The sequence below is a fragment of the Streptomyces sp. NPDC005820 genome, from assembly GCF_040630255.1.
Lineage (GTDB): Bacteria > Actinomycetota > Actinomycetes > Streptomycetales > Streptomycetaceae > Streptomyces.
The window spans coordinates 27,024-41,657 of the sequence record NZ_JBEXXE010000049.1; the positions used below are offsets into that span (position 1 = coordinate 27,024).

Here is a 14,634-nt window from a genome sequence, read left to right on the forward strand (position 1 = left end):
GCGAGGGCGGCTCGGGGACGGCCAGTGGAAGCCTGGGCCGCGGCGGGGGCTCGGGGACGGCGAGTGGAGAGCTCGGCCGCGAGGGCGGCTCGGGGACGGCCAGTGGAAGCCTGGGCCGCGGCGGGGGCTCGGGGACGGCGAGTGGAGAGCTCGGCCGCGAGGGCGGCTCGGGGAAAGCCGGCGGAAGCCTGGGCCGCGGCAGGGGCTCTGGGACGGCGGGCGCAGGCCTGGGCCGCGAGGGCGGCTCGGGGGCCGGCGGGAGCTCGGTGGGGAGTCCGGGCCTGAGTGGGGGCGCGGGAGCGAGCCAGGGCGCCGGAACAAGGGGAGGCGCAGGAGCGAGCCAGGGCGGAACAAGGGGAGGCGCCGGGGCGAGTGCCGGCGCGGCCGGGAACGCCGTCGATGTGACCATGCCCTTGCGGGCGGTGCCCGCCGCCGACGCGCCCGCACCGCCGCGGGCCGCGCCCGCCGCAGACGCGCCCGCACCGCCGCGGGCCGCGCCCGCCGCAGACGAGACGATGCGGCTCCAGCGGATCCCCTCGGACGCCGCGGACGAGACCCGGCCCATCCCGCACATCCCCTCCGGCCCCGGGGACGGAACTCGGCCCATTCCCAGCCCCCTGTCCGGCCCCGGGGACGGGACTCGACCCATCCCCCGCACCCCGTCCGGCGCCGCAGACGGAACTCGGCCCATCCCGCACATCCCCCCGGGCCTGGCGGACGGCACTCGGCCCATCCCGCACATCCCCCCGGGCCTGGCGGACGGCACTCGGCCCATCCCGCGGACCCCCTCGGGCACCGCGCACGGGAGTCAGCCGCTCCAGCGGATCCTGCCGGGTGCCGAGCCCGGTACCGCCGACCTGAGTCTGTTCGAGGGGCCGGGGGCGGCGGACGGGCGCCGAGCGGACGACGAGGAGCCGCCGCGCAGCCGGCGTCGGCGGGCCCTGGTGATCGCGGCCGCCGGTGCCGCCGTGGCGGTGGTGGCCGCGGCAGGGTTCGCGAGCGGGCTGTTCACCTACGAGAAGCCGACGCGCGACGGGGCCGCCCCGAAGGACGTACGGGCCGCAGTCCCCGACTCCTCGACCAGCGCGGCCTCCGCGTCCGCCACGAGCGGCTCCGCCTCCCCCTCGAAGTCGAGCGCCCCGCCGTCCTCCGCGCAGAGCGAGAGCCCCTCGCCCACCACCCCGGAGTCGAGCGCCCCGCCGTCGGCCTCCCCCTCGGCCACGTCGAGCACGACGGCCGCCCCCACGGCCCGCGCCACCGGGACCATCAGCGCCGACAGCCAGGCCGACAACAGCCAGGAGACCATCGCCGCGCCCGTCCTGCGCCTGGGCGACCAGGGCGACGAGGTCACCGAACTCCAGCTCCGGCTGCACCAGTTGTCTCTGTACAACAGCGAAGCGAACGGCACCTTCACCAGCGAGGTGGAAACCGCCCTGCGCAACTACCAGTGGTCCCGCGGCATCCAGGAGGACGAGCTGGGGGTCTACGGCGCGGCAACGAGGGCACGACTGGAGTCGGAGACCAAGGAGCCGTAGCCGTAAGGGGCCGCACGCCCGAAGGGCCGCAGGCGCCACAACAGCCATCGCAGCCGCACCAGCCGTCAGCCGTCAGCCGTCAGCCGTCAGCCGTCAGCCGTCAGCCGTCAGCCGCAACACCAACCGCAGCCGCAGCCGCAGCCGCAGCGACCCTCCCGCCCCCCGGGGACTCTCACCCCACCAGAATCCGAACCCCACCCGCCACAGCCTCCACCCGCACCTCGCGCAGGTCCCGCACCACCACGTCCGGCCCGTGCACCCCGGCCCGCGCCCCGACGCCCATGACCCGCATCCCGGCGGCGCGCCCGGCCTCGATCCCGGCTCCGGAGTCCTCGAACACCACGCACTCCTCCGGAGCGATCCCCAGCTCGGCCGCGCCCTTGAGGAAGCCCTCGGGGTCCGGCTTGCTCGCCCCCACCGACTCGGCGGTGATCCGCAGCTCGGGCAGCGGCAGCCCCGCCGCTCCCATCCGCGCCGTGGACAGCGGTACGTCCGCCGAGGTCACCAGCGCGTGCGGCACCCCCTGCGCGATCAGGGAGGCGAGGAACTCCGGCGCCCCCGGCACCGGCACCACGCCGTCCAGGTCGGCGGTCTCCTCCGCCAGCATCCGCGCGTTGTCCGCGAGGTTCTGCTCCATGGGCCGTCCGGGCAGCAGCACGGCCATCGAGGCGTACCCCTGGCGGCCGTGGACGACCTTCATCACCTCGTCGCCGTCCAGCCCGTGCCGTTCGGCCCAGCGCCGCCAGATCCGCTCGACGACCGCGTCGGAGTTCACGAGGGTGCCGTCCATGTCGAGCAGGAGGGCACGGGCGGACAGGACCGGCATGAGCGGCTCCCCACACAAGACGTACGGACGAGACAAGGCGGCCCCGCCCGCCGGTCAGGGAAAACGGGCGGGAGCCACTTTGTTTCTCCACGGTACAAAACAATCGGCATCCACCGCCACCCGCCCCGGAAAGCGTTCACCGAGCGTTCAGCTCGACGCCCCACCCGCCCCCTGGGTCGCCGGCCTCAGCCCGCGACCGCCTCCCACAGGCTCCACACCCCGAGCGCGAGCATCAGCAGCGCGGCGATCTGCGTGATCAGCTTCAGCGGCACCCGCTTCATCAGCGCCTTTCCGCCGACGATCCCGAGTCCGGCCACCGCCCACAGCGCCAGCACCGCGCCGAGGCCGACGGAGAGCGGGTCGTCGTAGCGGGCGGCGAGGTTGGCGGTCATGATCTGGGTCAGATCACCGAACTCGGCGACCAGGATCAGCATGAATCCGGCACCCGCGACCTTCCAGAAGGACTGGTTCTCCGGTCGCCGGATCTCCGCATCGCCATCGGCCCCGCCCTTCGTCATCAGCAGCACCGCCGCGCCCCCCAGGAACAGCACGCCGGTCAGCGCGTGCACGATCTGCTGCGGCAGCAGGGTGAGCACGCTCCCCGCCGCCACGGCGAGCGCGACATGCAGCGCGAAGGCGGCGGCGACGCCCGCGAAGACGTAGGAGGCGCGGTAGCGGGTGCCGAGGACGAGACCGGCGAGCGCGGTCTTGTCGGGCAGCTCGGCCAGGAAGACGACGCCGAAGACGACCGCCGTGACGGTGACGCTGATCAAGGTTCCTCAATCGGTCGGGGGGCCGCCCCACCGAGAGTCCGCGCACTTCGCGAGCGACGACACCTCGGCACGGCAGCACACGGCATCCGTGCCGTGGGGCACGGATGTGCACTGCTTGCCGAAGGTCTCGCTGGCCGGCCCGGAAAAACGGGCCCGCCTCCGGGCGCCGGCTCAGACGAGCTGAGCAGTATGTCGACGGTCCGGCGAAGAGCTACTCCCCTTCTGCTCCGCCCAGTGTACGAGAAACCCACAGAGATCGTTTCGTCGTAAACCTTGTCGTGTCATGTACGCGTCATTAACTTCTTACCGGATGCACACCTCCCCGCAATGCGGCGCGGCGAGCATTCCAACCGCCCGCGCTCCAACACCCCCACCCCTCAAGGGAGTTCGCATGCCCAAGTTCTACGCGCGTCGACGACTGAGCATACTCGCAGCGCTCACCGGTCTCATAGCCTCCGCCGCGCTTTTCAACTCCCCCACCGCCTCCGCCGCCCTCCCCACCCCGGTCAGCGCGGCCACCGCCCGCTCCTACCTCGCCTCGCTCACCGTGGCGACGGAGAACCGCACCGGCTACGACCGCGACCTGTTCCCGACCTGGATCACCATCAGCGGGACCTGCAACACCCGCGAGTACATCCTCAAGCGGGACGGTACGAACGTCGTCACCAACTCCGCCTGCACCGCCACCAGCGGCAGCTGGTACTCCCCCTACGACGGTGCCACCTGGACCGCCGCCTCCGACCTCGACATCGACCACCTGGTGCCGCTCGCCGAGGCCTGGGACTCCGGTGCCAGCGCCTGGACCACCGCCCAGCGCCAGGCGTTCGCCAACGACGTCACCCGCCCACAGCTCATCGCCGTCACGGACAACGTGAACCAGTCGAAGAGCGACCAGGACCCGGCCGAGTGGATGCCGTCGGTCACCTCCTACCGCTGCACCTACGTCCGCGCCTGGGTGCAGGTGAAGTACTACTACGACCTCTCCGTCGACTCGGCCGAGAAGTCCGCGCTCACCAGCTACCTCGCGAGCTGCTGATCGAACGGTCGGTGCCGGGCCCTCCCCACACTCCTCCGCCGCTGCGTACCGTACGGGGCGACGGAGGAGTGTGATCTCGTGGCCGGACTGCGCCTGGGCCCCCTGCTGAGATACGCCGACGCCTCGTCCGCGACCGTCTGGGTCGAGGCGAGCCGTCCGTGCGCCGCCGAGGTGCGCTGCGCGGACGGCGCCGGCGGCACGGCCCGCACCTTCCAGGTGGCGGGCCATCACTACGCCCTGGTCCCGGTGAGCGGTCTGACGCCGGGGACGACGACGGCGTACGAGGTGCTCCTCGACGGCCGGTCCGTGTGGCCGCCGCCCGACTCCCGTTTCCCGCCCTCCGTCATCCGGACCCGGGCCGAGGACGACGGCGACACCGTCCGGATCACCTTCGGCTCCTGCCGCTGGGCGGCGCCCCCGGCCGACACGGAGGACCCCGTCGGCCCCGACGCCCTGGACAGTCTGGCCGCCCGCCTCGCCGCAGCCCCCGGCGCCGAACGGCCCGACGCGCTCCTGCTGCTGGGCGACCAGGTGTACGCCGACGAGGTCTCCGACGCCGTCAAGCAGCGCATACGGGCCCGCCGAGGCCTCGCGGACGCGCCCGGCGCCGAGGTCGCCGACTTCGAGGAGTACACCTGGCTGTACTACGAGTCCTGGCTCGACCCGGAGGTGCGGTGGCTGCTGTCCACCGTCCCCAGCTGCATGATCTTCGACGACCACGACGTCATCGACGACTGGAACACCTCCGCCGCCTGGCTCGCCGACATGCGGGCCACGCCCTGGTGGCGCGAGCGGCTGCTGAGCGGCCTCATGTCGTACTGGGTCCATCAGCACCTGGGGAACCTCTCCCCCGCCGAACTGGCCGCCGACCCGCTCTACGCCGCCGTACGCGCCACCCCCGACGCCACCGACGTCCTGCGCGCCTTCGCCTGCCGCGCCGACGCCGACCCCGCGTCCGTGCGCTGGAGCTACCGACGGGACTTCGGGCGGGTGCGGCTGCTGATGGTGGACACCCGGGCGGCCCGCGTCCTCGACGAGGGCGAGCGGGCGATGCTCGACCCCGGGGAGGCCGCGTGGCTGCGCGAACAGGCCCTCCAGGACCGGGGCTCCTACGACCATCTCCTGATCGGCACCTCCCTGCCCTGGCTGCTGCCGCATCTGGTGCACGACGCCGAGGCCTGGAACGCGGCCCTGTGCCGGGGCGAGCGGGGTGCGCGCTGGGCGCGGTTCGGGGAGCGGATCAGACGGGCGGCGGATCTGGAGCACTGGGCGGCCTTTCCCGGCTCCTTCGCCGCGCTGACGGAACTGATCGCCGAGGCCGGCTCGGGGGCCGACGCGCCGGCGACGGTGCTGGTGCTCTCCGGCGATGTGCACCACGCGTACGTGGCCGAGCCGCGATGGCCCGGCGGCAGTGGCAGCAGTGGCGGCAGCGGCCCGGACGCGCGGGTGCTCCAGCTCACCTGCTCGCCGGTGCACAACTCGATCCCGCTGTCGATCCGGGCCGGCTTCCGGTTCGGCTGGAGCGCGGTGGCCCGGGCCCTCGGGCGGCGGTTCGCCGGGCACGGCGGCTGTGCGCGGCCGCCCGTCGCCTGGCGCAAGACGGGCGGGCCCTGGTTCGGCAACCAGCTCATGACCCTGGCCCTGCACGGCCGTTCGGCCCGGTTGAGGCTGGAACAGGCGCGTGGAAAGGGCGCGTTGGCCACGGTGGAGGAGTCCGACTTGACCTCCCGATGAGGGGTATCCGGGACAACTGGGGCCGGTGGGGCTCGCGTTGGCTTCTGTGACTGCCAGCGGCATGATGAGGCGGACCGTCCGCTTCCAGCACCCTTGGCGGACGGTCCACTCCATCGCGCCCCACACGCCCGGGAGTCATCCCTTTGCCATCAGTGAACGCGGAAGTGCAAGCGCCCACGGCGTCCGTCGTCATCGCCCTGGTCGGCGCCGGGCCGCGCGGCACCAGTGTCCTGGAACGCCTCTGCGCGTCCGCGGCGGACCTCCTCCCACCGGGGGTGCGGCTCACCGTCCATGTCGTCGACCCCGATCCGCCGGGGCCCGGCCGGGTGTGGCGCACCGCGCAGTCGCGGGAGCTGCTGATGAACACCGTGGCCTCGCAGGTGACCCTGTTCACCGACGACAGCGTGGACTGCGCCGGCCCGATCCGCCCCGGTCCCAGCCTCCACGAGTGGGCGGGCGGCACGCTGGGCCCGGACGAGTACCCGACCCGCGCCCACTACGGCCGCTATCTGGAGTGGGTGTTCGCGCGGACCGTGCGCGAGGCGCCGCCCTCGGTACGCGTCGAGACGCACGCGGCCCGTGCGGTCCGCCTCGACGACGACGCCGACGGCCGCCAGGTCCTCACCCTGGACGACGGCCGGGTCCTGCTCGCCCTGTCCGCCGTCGTGCTGGCCCAGGGCCATCTGCCGCTGATCGCCGACAGCGCCCAGCAGCGCCACACGGCCTACGCCGAACGCCACGGTCTGCGCCACCTCGCCCCCGCCAACCCGGCCGACCTCGACCTCTCCGGCGTGGCCCCCGGCGAGCCGGTCCTCCTGCGCGGCCTGGGCCTCAACTTCTTCGACCACATGGCCCTGCTGACGACGGGGCGGGGCGGCCGCTTCGTCCGTGCGGAGCCGGGGTCGGGCGCCGCCGGGCTGCGGTACGTCGCGTCGGGCCGCGAGCCCCGGATCCACGCCGGGTCACGGCGCGGGGTGCCGTATCAGGCGCGGGGGGACAACGCCAAGGGGCCCTACGGGCGGCACCTGCCGCTGGTGCTGACGCCGGAGGTGATCGCGGGGCTGCGCAAGCGGGCGGACTCCGGGGAGGCGCCCGATTTCCTGGCGGACATCTGGCCGTTGGTGGCCAAGGAGGTGGAGACGGTCTACTACGCGGCCCTGACGGGGCGGGCGGAGTTCGTGGACCGGTTTCTCGCCGTGCCGCACCGGGACCCCGAAGAGGCCCGGATTCTCGACGGGTTCGGCGTGCCGCAGGCCGACCGCTGGAATTGGGACCGGATCTCGCGGCCGTACGCGGAACGGCGGTTCGCGCATCCGGGGCAGTGGCGGGAGTGGCTGCTGGCGCATCTGCGGCGGGACGCGGCGGAGGCGGAGCGCGGGAACGTGGCGGGTCCGCTGAAGGCGGCCCTGGACGTGCTGCGCGATCTGCGCAACGAGCTGCGGCTGGTCGTCGACCACGGCGGGCTCGCCGGCGCCTCCCGCCGGGACCACCTCGACCGCTGGTACACCCCGCTCAACGCCTTTCTGTCCATCGGCCCGCCCCGGCGCCGCATCGAGGAGCTGACCGCGCTGATCGAGGCGGGGGTGGTGGAGGTGCTCGGCCCGCGTCTGGAGGTGCGCGAGGAGGACGGGGCCTGGCTCGCCCACTCCCCGGAGATACCGGGCTCGGCGGTCCGGGTGACCACGCTCGTCGAGGCCCGGCTGCCGGAACCGGATCTGCGCCGCACCGCCGACGTGCTGCTGGCCCGGCTGCTGAAGACCGGCCGGTGCCGTCCGCACACGGTCGACGGTCATATCACCGGCGGACTGGACGTGACACAGCGCCCGTATCACCTGATAGACCGTCAAGGCCGGGCGCACACACGGCGGTTCGCCTTCGGGGTGCCCACGGAGGGGGTGCACTGGGTGACGGCGGCGGGCGCCCGCCCGGGCGTGGATTCGGTCACGCTTTCGGACGCGGACGCGGTGGCGAGAGCCGTCCTACGTGCGGCGACGGCGGAAGCGGAACCCCGGACGGAGCCCGGGCCATGGCTGAATGTTGAACTTGCAAGCATTGATTAGGTACGCCTAACGTTGATCGCTCATTCGGTACCGCCGCCCCCACCGACGGACCGTCCCAGTCCCCAACGCGGACGGTCCGACCGACACGACACCGAAGGAGCACCCCCCACCATGTCCGCTCGCCTCAACACCGCACAGCCCTATGCGTTAGGGCTGTTCCGCATCGTCGTCGGCCTGCTGTTCGCCTGCCACGGCGCCGCCTCCCTCTTCGGCGTCCTGGGCGGGGCCGTCGGCACGGAAGGCGGCACCGTCGACACCGGCAGCTGGCCCGGCTGGTACGCGGCCGCGATCCAGCTGGTCTGCGGCGTCCTGGTGCTGCTCGGCCTCGGCACCCGCGCCGCCGCGTTCCTCGCCTCGGGCTCCATGGCGTACGCCTACTTCAAGGTGCACCAGCCCGGCGCCCTGTGGCCGCTGGAGAACGGCGGCGAGGCCTCCGCGATGTTCTGCTGGGCCTTCCTGCTGCTGGTCTTCACCGGTTCGGGCGCCCTGAGTGTGGACCGGCTGATCACCAGGCGCTCGCCCGCGAAGCGCGAGCCGGCCGCCCAGCAGGCCACCGCCGCGGCCTGACCGAACAACAGACCGACATAACAGACCGACGTACGCCGGGTGCCCTCGCCACGACGACCGGGAGGGCACCCGTGTTCACAGGCTCGCCCTTCACGGGCAGGTCCGGGAGTGAATGTGCCGTGCGAACACAAACACCCCCCGTGACCCTTCTGTCACCTCTCACGCGTACGCTGTATGGCTGTCATTGTCACGGGGGAGCGAACGGTGTTCGAGAGTGTGGGGGCCTTGCTGGGCAGCCCTTGGATCTACGCGTTGGTGGGCCTGTCGGTCCTGCTGGACGTGTTCCTGCCGGTACTGCCGAGCGGGGTGCTCGTCATCACGGCGGCCACCGCCGCGGCGGCGGGCTCGGGCGCGGCGGTGGCCGGGCAGGTGCCGCACGAGGTGCCGGACATCCTGGTCCTGGTGCTCTCCGCGACGACCGCGTCCGTCCTCGGCGACCTGGTGGCCTACCGGCTGGCCTGGCGGGGCGGTGAGCGGCTGGACCGCGCGATCTCCCGCTCCCGGCGGCTGACCACCGCGCAGGAACGTCTCGGCGAGGCCCTCGCCCGGGGCGGCGGCGCGCTGGTCGTCCTGGCCCGGTTCGCCCCCGCCGGCCGCTCGGTCGTCTCCCTGATCGCCGGCGCCGCGCACCGCCGCGCCCGTGACTTCCTGCCCTGGTCCGCGCTGGCCGGGCTGTCCTGGACCGCGTACAGCGTGGCCCTCGGCTACTTCGGCGCGCACTGGCTGGGCGCCACCTGGCTGGCGACGGGCGTCTCCGTGCTGGCCCTCTTCGGGGCGGGCGCGGGAGCGGCGTACGTCATGCGCCGGCCGGCGGCGTAGAGCGGCCGCCGGCGTAGACCGGCCGGCAGCGTAGACCGGCCGCGGCGACGTGGGATCGGCCGCGGCGGGCACGGGCCTGTGCGGCTCGCGCGCCGGGTGCTACGACGCCCTGCTCGGCGCCCCCCGCACCTCCAGCCCGCCGAGCAACTGGGCCGTGGCCTCGGCGATCGCCTCGACGGCGTGGTCGAACACCTCCCTGTTGTGCGCGGCCGGCGCCCGGAACCCGGACACCTTCCGGACGTACTGCAGGGCGGCGGCGTGGATGTCGTCCTCCGTCGCCTGTTCGGGCAGCGCGGGCGGACGCAGCGTCTTGATACTCCGGCACATGTCACCAGTCTCCCTCTGACCGCGCCGGGGTGCGCAGGTCGACGTACCAGTCGTTGGATCGGATCGGGTTGCCCTTCGGATACTCGAAGTCCGCCTGGCCGAGCAGGGTGAAACCGGCCTTGCGGCACACGCCGTTGGAGGCGGCGTGATCGACCTTGGGGAAGGCGTGCAGGGCGGGGTGACCGCCCCGGCCGGACTCCTCACGGACGACGGATATCAGCCGCCGTGCGGCCGAGACGGCGAGGCCTCTCCCCTGGAACTCGGGCAGGATCCCCCAGCCCGTCTCCCACACCTTCGCCCCCTGCCAGGCGCACTCCCAGTAGCCGATCGCCCCGACGGTCTCGCCGCCCTCCGCGCGCGCGACCCGGTACATCCGGCCGGCCGGCAGCTCCAGGTACCGCCGGTGCCGGGCCGCGAGTTGCTCCTCGGTCTCCGGGCCGCCGAGATGCTCGGTCATCTCCCGACTGTTGGTCCGCCGCAGCAGCCAGAAGTCGCCCTCCGCCCAGGGCACCAGCCGCACCTGCTCCACACCGATGGGGTCCATGCCTCCACCGTAGAGCGGGGGTCCGACAATCGACGGTCCCCCGAAGGACCTCGGCTTCACTGACCTGACGACCCCCCACCCCGCCCCGGAAGGAACGACCCATGCCCGGCTCCGCACCCCCCGCCCTTGAGAGCGCGCCGCACCGCGAACGGCTCGACGACCGGGAGGTCCTGCCGCCGCCCGGCCGCACGCCCGGCCGCGCCGTGCCGACCGGTGCCGGCGAGTGAGGGGGATCCGTATGCGGCGTCGCGTCCCGAGCTGTGTCCTGACCTCCGCGGGCCCGCCCGCCCTCGCCGACGGTCACGCCGTCGACCGGTACGTCCAGATCGGCTCGCTCACCAAGGCCGTCACCGGGACCGTGCTGACCCGGATGGCGGCGGCCGGAGCGCTGTCCCCGGACGACCCCGTCGAACGGTGGCTGCCCGAGGCCCCCGCGACCGGGATCACCCTGCTCCAGCTGGCCCGGCACACCTCCGGCCTCCCCCGGCTGCCACCCGGCCCCCTGCCGCCCCGGGACCCGTACGCCGCCTTCGACCGCCCCGCGCTGCACGCGCTCCTCCCCCGCCTCGACACCCTCGTCACCCGTCCCCCGGGCCAGGAGGAGGAGTACTCCAACCTCGGCTACGCCGTGCTCGGCGCGGCGCTGACCGCCGCCGCGTCCGGGGCGTCGTACGAGGAGCTGGTGACCGAGCACGTGCTGCGCCCGCTGGACGTCACGGAGGTGAGCGCGTGCCCCGCTCCGGAGCGGCGGCTGCTCGCTCCCGGGCGGTTCGGGGGAACGCGGCGGCCCTGGACGATGGACGGCGCGATGCTGCCGGCGGGGGGTCTGTGGGCGACCCCGCGGGCGACGGCCGACCTGGTCGTACGGCTGCTGGTGGAGCGCCGGCTGGGGGATCCCGCGCCGAGCTGGCAGACGGCCGGGCCGCTGTACTGGCACAACGGGGCGGTGGGCCGTGCCTCGGTCTTCGCCGGGGCGCTGCCGGACGGTGCCTGGGTCGTGGTCCATCGGCTCAACGGGGACGCGGACGGCACGGACCGGATGGGCGTCACCGTCCTCCGGCGAGGCGCGGCCGGTCCCTGAGTCCCCGCACCTCGGTCCCCACACCCCCCATCGAACGTATGTTCACACGAACACCCCAAAGGAGCTCGCCCCGCAAAATCGAACAGGCGTACCATTGTCGTGTGGCTAAGACCTATGACTTTCCGAGCGACCTGCGCGCCGGTCAGGAGGAGCTGCATCAGGTCCGGGCCGAGCTGTCGGCCCTGCTGAAGCGGCTCCCCTGGTCGGTGGAACCGCTGGACGGATTCAGCGACGCGGGCGGTTGGCGCAAGATCGAGCGCCCCGCGTCCCCGGGCTGGACGGCCGACGAGCAGGCCGAGGTGGAGAAACTGCGGCGCCGCGAGCACGAGCTCGCGGTGTTCGTGAGCTGCCACCGCTTCTGGTCGGAGGTCGCCGCCGAGGACCGGGTGGAGGCCCGTACGCGCCTCAAGCACGCACACGGCACCCCACCCGGCGAAGAGCACTAGCCCACTAGCTCTTCAGGCCTAGCTCTTCAGGCCTAGCTCTTCTCGGCGAGCAGTCCCTTCATCTCGGCGATCTCCGCGGTCTGGCCGGTGACGATGTCCTCGGCCGTGTCCTTGGCCGACTGGTAGCGGCCCTTGTCCCGCTCGGTTCCGGCCATCGCGACGGCGCCCTCGTGGTGCTCGACCATCAGGGTCAGGAACGCGGTGTCGAAGGCCGCGCCGGACGCCTTCTCCAGCGTCTTCATCTCGGCGTCGTCCATCATCCCGGCCATGCCGCCGGAGCCCGCGTGGTCCATGCCGGGCATGGAGTCGTCCGCCGACGCGCCCTCCTCGGGCACGTCCTCGCCCCAGGCCTTCAGCCAGCCGGTCATCTTCTCGATCTCCGGGTCCTGGGCCTTCTCGATCCGGGCCGCGAGGTCCTTGACCTGGGCGGAGGAGGCGCGGTCGGCGGCGAGTCCCGCCATCTCGAGAGCCTGCCGGTGGTGCGGGATCATGCCCTGGGCGAAGGTGACGTCCTGGGCGTTGTGCTCACCGCCGGAGGCGGCCGCGGAGGCCGAGGAGGCCGGCTCGGCGTCACCGCCGCACGCGGTGAGGAGCAGTGCCGCGGTCACGGTCACCGCCGCCAGGGCGGCGCGGCGGATCGGGCTGCGGGTGGTGCTGGTCATACGGGAACTCCTGGGAAGAAATGGGTGCGTGGACACGTCGGCGCACCCCGCCGGCCCGTCGTACGGGGGCGTGGGTGCGCGCAGCGGTGTCTAGATCCGCAGGAGTTGGAGTTCCGCCAGGGAGGGTGGGGCGCGAGCACCGTCGGGGGCCGCGACCGCGTGGCGGCACGGGGTCTCGTCCCCTACGGCCACGGGGGCGGGGTCGGCCGCCAGGCCCGGCAGCACCGGTCCTCCGCTCACGGCGGCCGAGGCGCAGGTGGAGTCGGCGTGCTGGGCGTGTCCGCCGCCGCAGTGGCCCTCCTCCCCGGCGCAGCCGTCATGGGCTTCGGCGGAGGCGACGGCCTCGACGGACCCGACGGACCCGACGGACGCCATGGGACGCGGCTCCGCGTGCGCGGACCACGCTCCCCCGGGCGCGAGCCCGTGCATGCCGAGCAGGCCCACGAGGAGCCCGAGCACGCACACCGCCCGCCGCCACAGTCCGTTCACAGCAGACATCTTAGGGACACCGCGTCCGGACGCGCGAAGGGCCCCCGGATCTCTCCGGGGGCCCTTCGGGTGTTCCTGGTGGGCGCGGACGGTTTCGAACCGCCGACATCCTGCTTGTAAGGCAGGCGCTCTACCCCTGAGCTACGCACCCAGGACGAGTCGACAGCCTACATTGCCCGGGGCCATGTCCCGCAAACCCGTATCGGCCGCCGGCCGGGCCCGCGAAAGTCACGGTCCGCACGGCGAACTGACCGGCCCGTGTGTTCGTCTTCAACCGGTGGGAGAATGAACACCGGTTCAGGCGAATCACAGCACGGGAGAGGGATGTGACGGCGACACCACCGCAGCCGTACTCGCCGTTGGTGCCGCGCGCACACCGCCCGGCGGTGAAGGACACCCTCACCCTGCTCGCCCTGCCGCTCGTCGTCGCCCTCGCGCTGCCCGCCGCCTTCGCCGGCGGCGGCACCCGGCGCTGGTTCGGCGGGCGGGCCGAGGGCCAGCGCGCCGAGGCGCAGGCCGCGAAGGACGCCGCGGCGGCCGCGTTCTACGAGCTGGACACCGCCCAGCGCGATCTGCGGATCTCCATCGAGACGATCACGGCGGTGGACGACAGCCCCGCCGCCCGGCGGGCGGTCTCCGGCTTCGAGGAGATCGGCCGGCGCATCGACGAGGCCAGCGGCCGCTACATCGACGCGGTCGACGCCCATGACCTCGACCGGGACGACCTGGAGGCCTCGGCGGCGGCGCGGGCGCGGACCGAGCTGACCCGGGCCAGGGACGAGCTGGGCAACGTCAAGAAGGAGCTGGATCGTTTCGCCGAGGGGCTCGGCCCGCTGCTCGGGAAGGCCGAGACCCAGCTGGCCCGCCTCGCGCCCGCCGTGGAGCGGGCCCGGCAGGCGCTCCTGGCCGCGTCGAACGCGCTGGACGCCGTACGGAAGACCGGGCTGACGGCGGACGATCTGGCGGCCCGGCTCGCCGCGCTCGGGCCCGAGCTGACCCGGCTGAACCAGGGCGCGGGACAGCACGGCGTGCAGGAGACGCTGGAGCGCGCCGAGCGGGTCTCCCGGGAGGCCGCGGCGGTCCGGGTGGAGGCCGAGCGGCTGCCGGAGAGGGCCGCGGAGATCGACCACCGGCTGGTGTCGCTGCGCACGCGGGCGGAGGCGCTGACGACCCGCGCGGGCCAGGTCGACCCGATCCTGAGCGAGCTGCGGCGGCGGTTCTCGGCGGCCTGCTGGCAGGACCTCCAGCGGGTGCCCGAGCAGGCCGTGGAGAACGTGACGCAGGCGGAGGCGCGGCTGCGGGAGGCACGGGCCGCGCGGGACGCCCAGCGCTGGCCGGACGCCACCTCGCTGCTGTCCACGGCGCGGGCGCTGCTGAACACCACCGACGAGGCGGTCTCCGCCGCCGGTGACCGGCTGAACCGGCTGAACGCCGTGCAGAAGGATCCGCAGGCGGAGATCGACCGGACCCGGTTCGCGATCCGGGACGCGCAGCGGCTGGCCATGGCCGGGCGCAACACGCCCGATCCCCGGGACGCGCGCCCCCTGGACGACGCGGTGGCCCGTCTGGAGCGGGCGATCGGCACCCTGGAGGGCCGCCACCCCGACTACTGGCACTTCCTCACCGAGACGGAGGCGGTGCGGCAGGCGGTGGCCGGTGTGGTGGCGCGGATCCGCGGGGAGCGCGGCGCGGCCCACTGACGGGCGCCGCCGTCACCGACGTTTGCCGCTCGAGC

General features: G+C 73.7%; 16 protein-coding genes and 1 tRNA gene. 10 read left to right on the forward strand and 7 right to left on the reverse strand.

Annotated elements, in window-relative coordinates; genetic code table 11:
* Positions 1–407: 407 nt before the first annotated feature.
* Positions 408–1,535: a peptidoglycan-binding protein gene (locus ABZ464_RS41895; RefSeq protein WP_359287214.1), complete on the forward strand. Its 1,128-nt coding sequence runs from the start codon at positions 408–410 to the stop codon at positions 1,533–1,535.
* Positions 1,536–1,707: 172 nt separating this feature from the next.
* On the opposite strand, the gene ABZ464_RS41900 is transcribed toward ABZ464_RS41895, so the two are convergent.
* Complete coding sequence (locus tag ABZ464_RS41900; protein ID WP_359287160.1) at positions 1,708–2,361, reverse strand: HAD family hydrolase; 654 nt, start codon at positions 2,359–2,361, stop codon at positions 1,708–1,710.
* Between the two features lie 185 nt (positions 2,362–2,546).
* On the reverse strand, positions 2,547–3,134 hold the full coding sequence (locus tag ABZ464_RS41905) for a TMEM165/GDT1 family protein (protein ID WP_359287161.1): 588 nt from the start codon (positions 3,132–3,134) through the stop codon (positions 2,547–2,549).
* A 391-nt stretch (positions 3,135–3,525) separates the two neighbouring features.
* Here ABZ464_RS41905 and ABZ464_RS41910 point away from each other — a divergent pair, with 391 nt between their 5' ends.
* The 5 genes from ABZ464_RS41910 (at position 3,526) to ABZ464_RS41930 (ending at position 9,350) form a co-directional block, all read left to right on the forward strand.
* The gene (locus ABZ464_RS41910; protein ID WP_359287162.1) at positions 3,526–4,170 is read left to right on the forward strand and encodes an HNH endonuclease family protein; all 645 of its coding nucleotides are present in this window, start codon (positions 3,526–3,528) and stop codon (positions 4,168–4,170) included.
* Positions 4,171–4,248: 78 nt separating this feature from the next.
* A complete protein-coding gene (locus tag ABZ464_RS41915; protein WP_359287163.1) occupies positions 4,249–5,904 on the forward strand; it encodes an alkaline phosphatase D family protein in 1,656 nt (551 codons plus the stop codon).
* A 164-nt stretch (positions 5,905–6,068) separates the two neighbouring features.
* Positions 6,069–7,964, forward strand: a complete 1,896-nt coding sequence (locus ABZ464_RS41920) for an FAD/NAD(P)-binding protein (protein WP_359287164.1) — start codon at positions 6,069–6,071, stop codon at positions 7,962–7,964.
* Between the two features lie 111 nt (positions 7,965–8,075).
* Complete coding sequence (locus ABZ464_RS41925; protein ID WP_359287165.1) at positions 8,076–8,531, forward strand: DoxX family protein; 456 nt, start codon at positions 8,076–8,078, stop codon at positions 8,529–8,531.
* Between the two features lie 204 nt (positions 8,532–8,735).
* Entirely contained in the window at positions 8,736–9,350 is a 615-nt protein-coding gene (locus tag ABZ464_RS41930; RefSeq protein WP_359287166.1) for a VTT domain-containing protein, read from the forward strand.
* Positions 9,351–9,449: 99 nt separating this feature from the next.
* Here the strand turns inward: ABZ464_RS41930 and ABZ464_RS41935 are convergent, their stop codons facing one another.
* Together ABZ464_RS41935 and ABZ464_RS41940 are read right to left on the reverse strand one after the other, a co-directional pair.
* Complete coding sequence (locus ABZ464_RS41935; RefSeq protein WP_359287167.1) at positions 9,450–9,677, reverse strand: DUF2277 domain-containing protein; 228 nt, start codon at positions 9,675–9,677, stop codon at positions 9,450–9,452.
* Between the two features lies 1 nt (position 9,678).
* Positions 9,679–10,221 (reverse strand): GNAT family N-acetyltransferase, encoded by a 543-nt coding sequence (locus ABZ464_RS41940; RefSeq protein ID WP_359287168.1) that lies wholly within the window; start codon positions 10,219–10,221, stop codon positions 9,679–9,681.
* A gap of 101 nt (positions 10,222–10,322) precedes the next feature.
* On the opposite strand from ABZ464_RS41940, the gene ABZ464_RS41945 reads away from it, so the two are divergent.
* The 3 genes from ABZ464_RS41945 (at position 10,323) to ABZ464_RS41955 (ending at position 11,748) form a co-directional block, all read left to right on the forward strand.
* Positions 10,323–10,448, forward strand: coding sequence for a hypothetical protein (locus ABZ464_RS41945; protein WP_359287169.1), 126 nt, complete (start codon positions 10,323–10,325; stop codon positions 10,446–10,448).
* A gap of 11 nt (positions 10,449–10,459) precedes the next feature.
* Positions 10,460–11,302 (forward strand): serine hydrolase domain-containing protein, encoded by an 843-nt coding sequence (locus ABZ464_RS41950; RefSeq protein ID WP_359287170.1) that lies wholly within the window; start codon positions 10,460–10,462, stop codon positions 11,300–11,302.
* A 101-nt stretch (positions 11,303–11,403) separates the two neighbouring features.
* A complete protein-coding gene (locus tag ABZ464_RS41955; RefSeq protein ID WP_359287171.1) occupies positions 11,404–11,748 on the forward strand; it encodes a hypothetical protein in 345 nt (114 codons plus the stop codon).
* 32 nt (positions 11,749–11,780) lie between these two features.
* Here the strand turns inward: ABZ464_RS41955 and ABZ464_RS41960 are convergent, their stop codons facing one another.
* The 3 genes from ABZ464_RS41960 to ABZ464_RS41970 all read right to left on the reverse strand — a co-directional run bounded on the left by ABZ464_RS41960 (position 11,781) and on the right by ABZ464_RS41970 (position 13,050).
* On the reverse strand, positions 11,781–12,410 hold the full coding sequence (locus ABZ464_RS41960; protein WP_359287172.1) for a DUF305 domain-containing protein: 630 nt from the start codon (positions 12,408–12,410) through the stop codon (positions 11,781–11,783).
* A 90-nt stretch (positions 12,411–12,500) separates the two neighbouring features.
* Positions 12,501–12,908 carry a DUF6153 family protein gene (locus ABZ464_RS41965; protein WP_359287173.1) on the reverse strand — a complete coding sequence of 136 codons (408 nt, stop codon included), beginning with the start codon at positions 12,906–12,908 and terminating at the stop codon, positions 12,501–12,503.
* A gap of 67 nt (positions 12,909–12,975) precedes the next feature.
* Positions 12,976–13,050 (reverse strand) — tRNA-Val (locus tag ABZ464_RS41970).
* A 175-nt stretch (positions 13,051–13,225) separates the two neighbouring features.
* Between ABZ464_RS41970 and ABZ464_RS41975 the strand changes: the two genes are divergently transcribed.
* On the forward strand, positions 13,226–14,599 hold the full coding sequence (locus ABZ464_RS41975) for a hypothetical protein (protein ID WP_359287174.1): 1,374 nt from the start codon (positions 13,226–13,228) through the stop codon (positions 14,597–14,599).
* Positions 14,600–14,634: the final 35 nt, after the last annotated feature.

What these genes read in the sequence shown, in the direction of transcription:
- ABZ464_RS41895 (WP_359287214.1), top strand. Translation starts at nt 408, where the DNA reads ATGCCCTTGCGGGCGGTGCCCGCCGCCGACGCGCCCGCACCGCCGCGG.
- ABZ464_RS41900 (WP_359287160.1), bottom strand. Translation starts at nt 2,361, where the DNA reads ATGCCGGTCCTGTCCGCCCGTGCCCTCCTGCTCGACATGGACGGCACC.
- ABZ464_RS41910 (WP_359287162.1), top strand. Translation starts at nt 3,526, where the DNA reads ATGCCCAAGTTCTACGCGCGTCGACGACTGAGCATACTCGCAGCGCTC.
- ABZ464_RS41925 (WP_359287165.1), top strand. Translation starts at nt 8,076, where the DNA reads ATGTCCGCTCGCCTCAACACCGCACAGCCCTATGCGTTAGGGCTGTTC.
- ABZ464_RS41935 (WP_359287167.1), bottom strand. Translation starts at nt 9,677, where the DNA reads ATGTGCCGGAGTATCAAGACGCTGCGTCCGCCCGCGCTGCCCGAACAG.
- ABZ464_RS41940 (WP_359287168.1), bottom strand. Translation starts at nt 10,221, where the DNA reads ATGGACCCCATCGGTGTGGAGCAGGTGCGGCTGGTGCCCTGGGCGGAG.
- ABZ464_RS41945 (WP_359287169.1), top strand. Translation starts at nt 10,323, where the DNA reads ATGCCCGGCTCCGCACCCCCCGCCCTTGAGAGCGCGCCGCACCGCGAA.
- ABZ464_RS41950 (WP_359287170.1), top strand. Translation starts at nt 10,460, where the DNA reads ATGCGGCGTCGCGTCCCGAGCTGTGTCCTGACCTCCGCGGGCCCGCCC.
- ABZ464_RS41960 (WP_359287172.1), bottom strand. Translation starts at nt 12,410, where the DNA reads ATGACCAGCACCACCCGCAGCCCGATCCGCCGCGCCGCCCTGGCGGCG.
- ABZ464_RS41965 (WP_359287173.1), bottom strand. Translation starts at nt 12,908, where the DNA reads ATGTCTGCTGTGAACGGACTGTGGCGGCGGGCGGTGTGCGTGCTCGGG.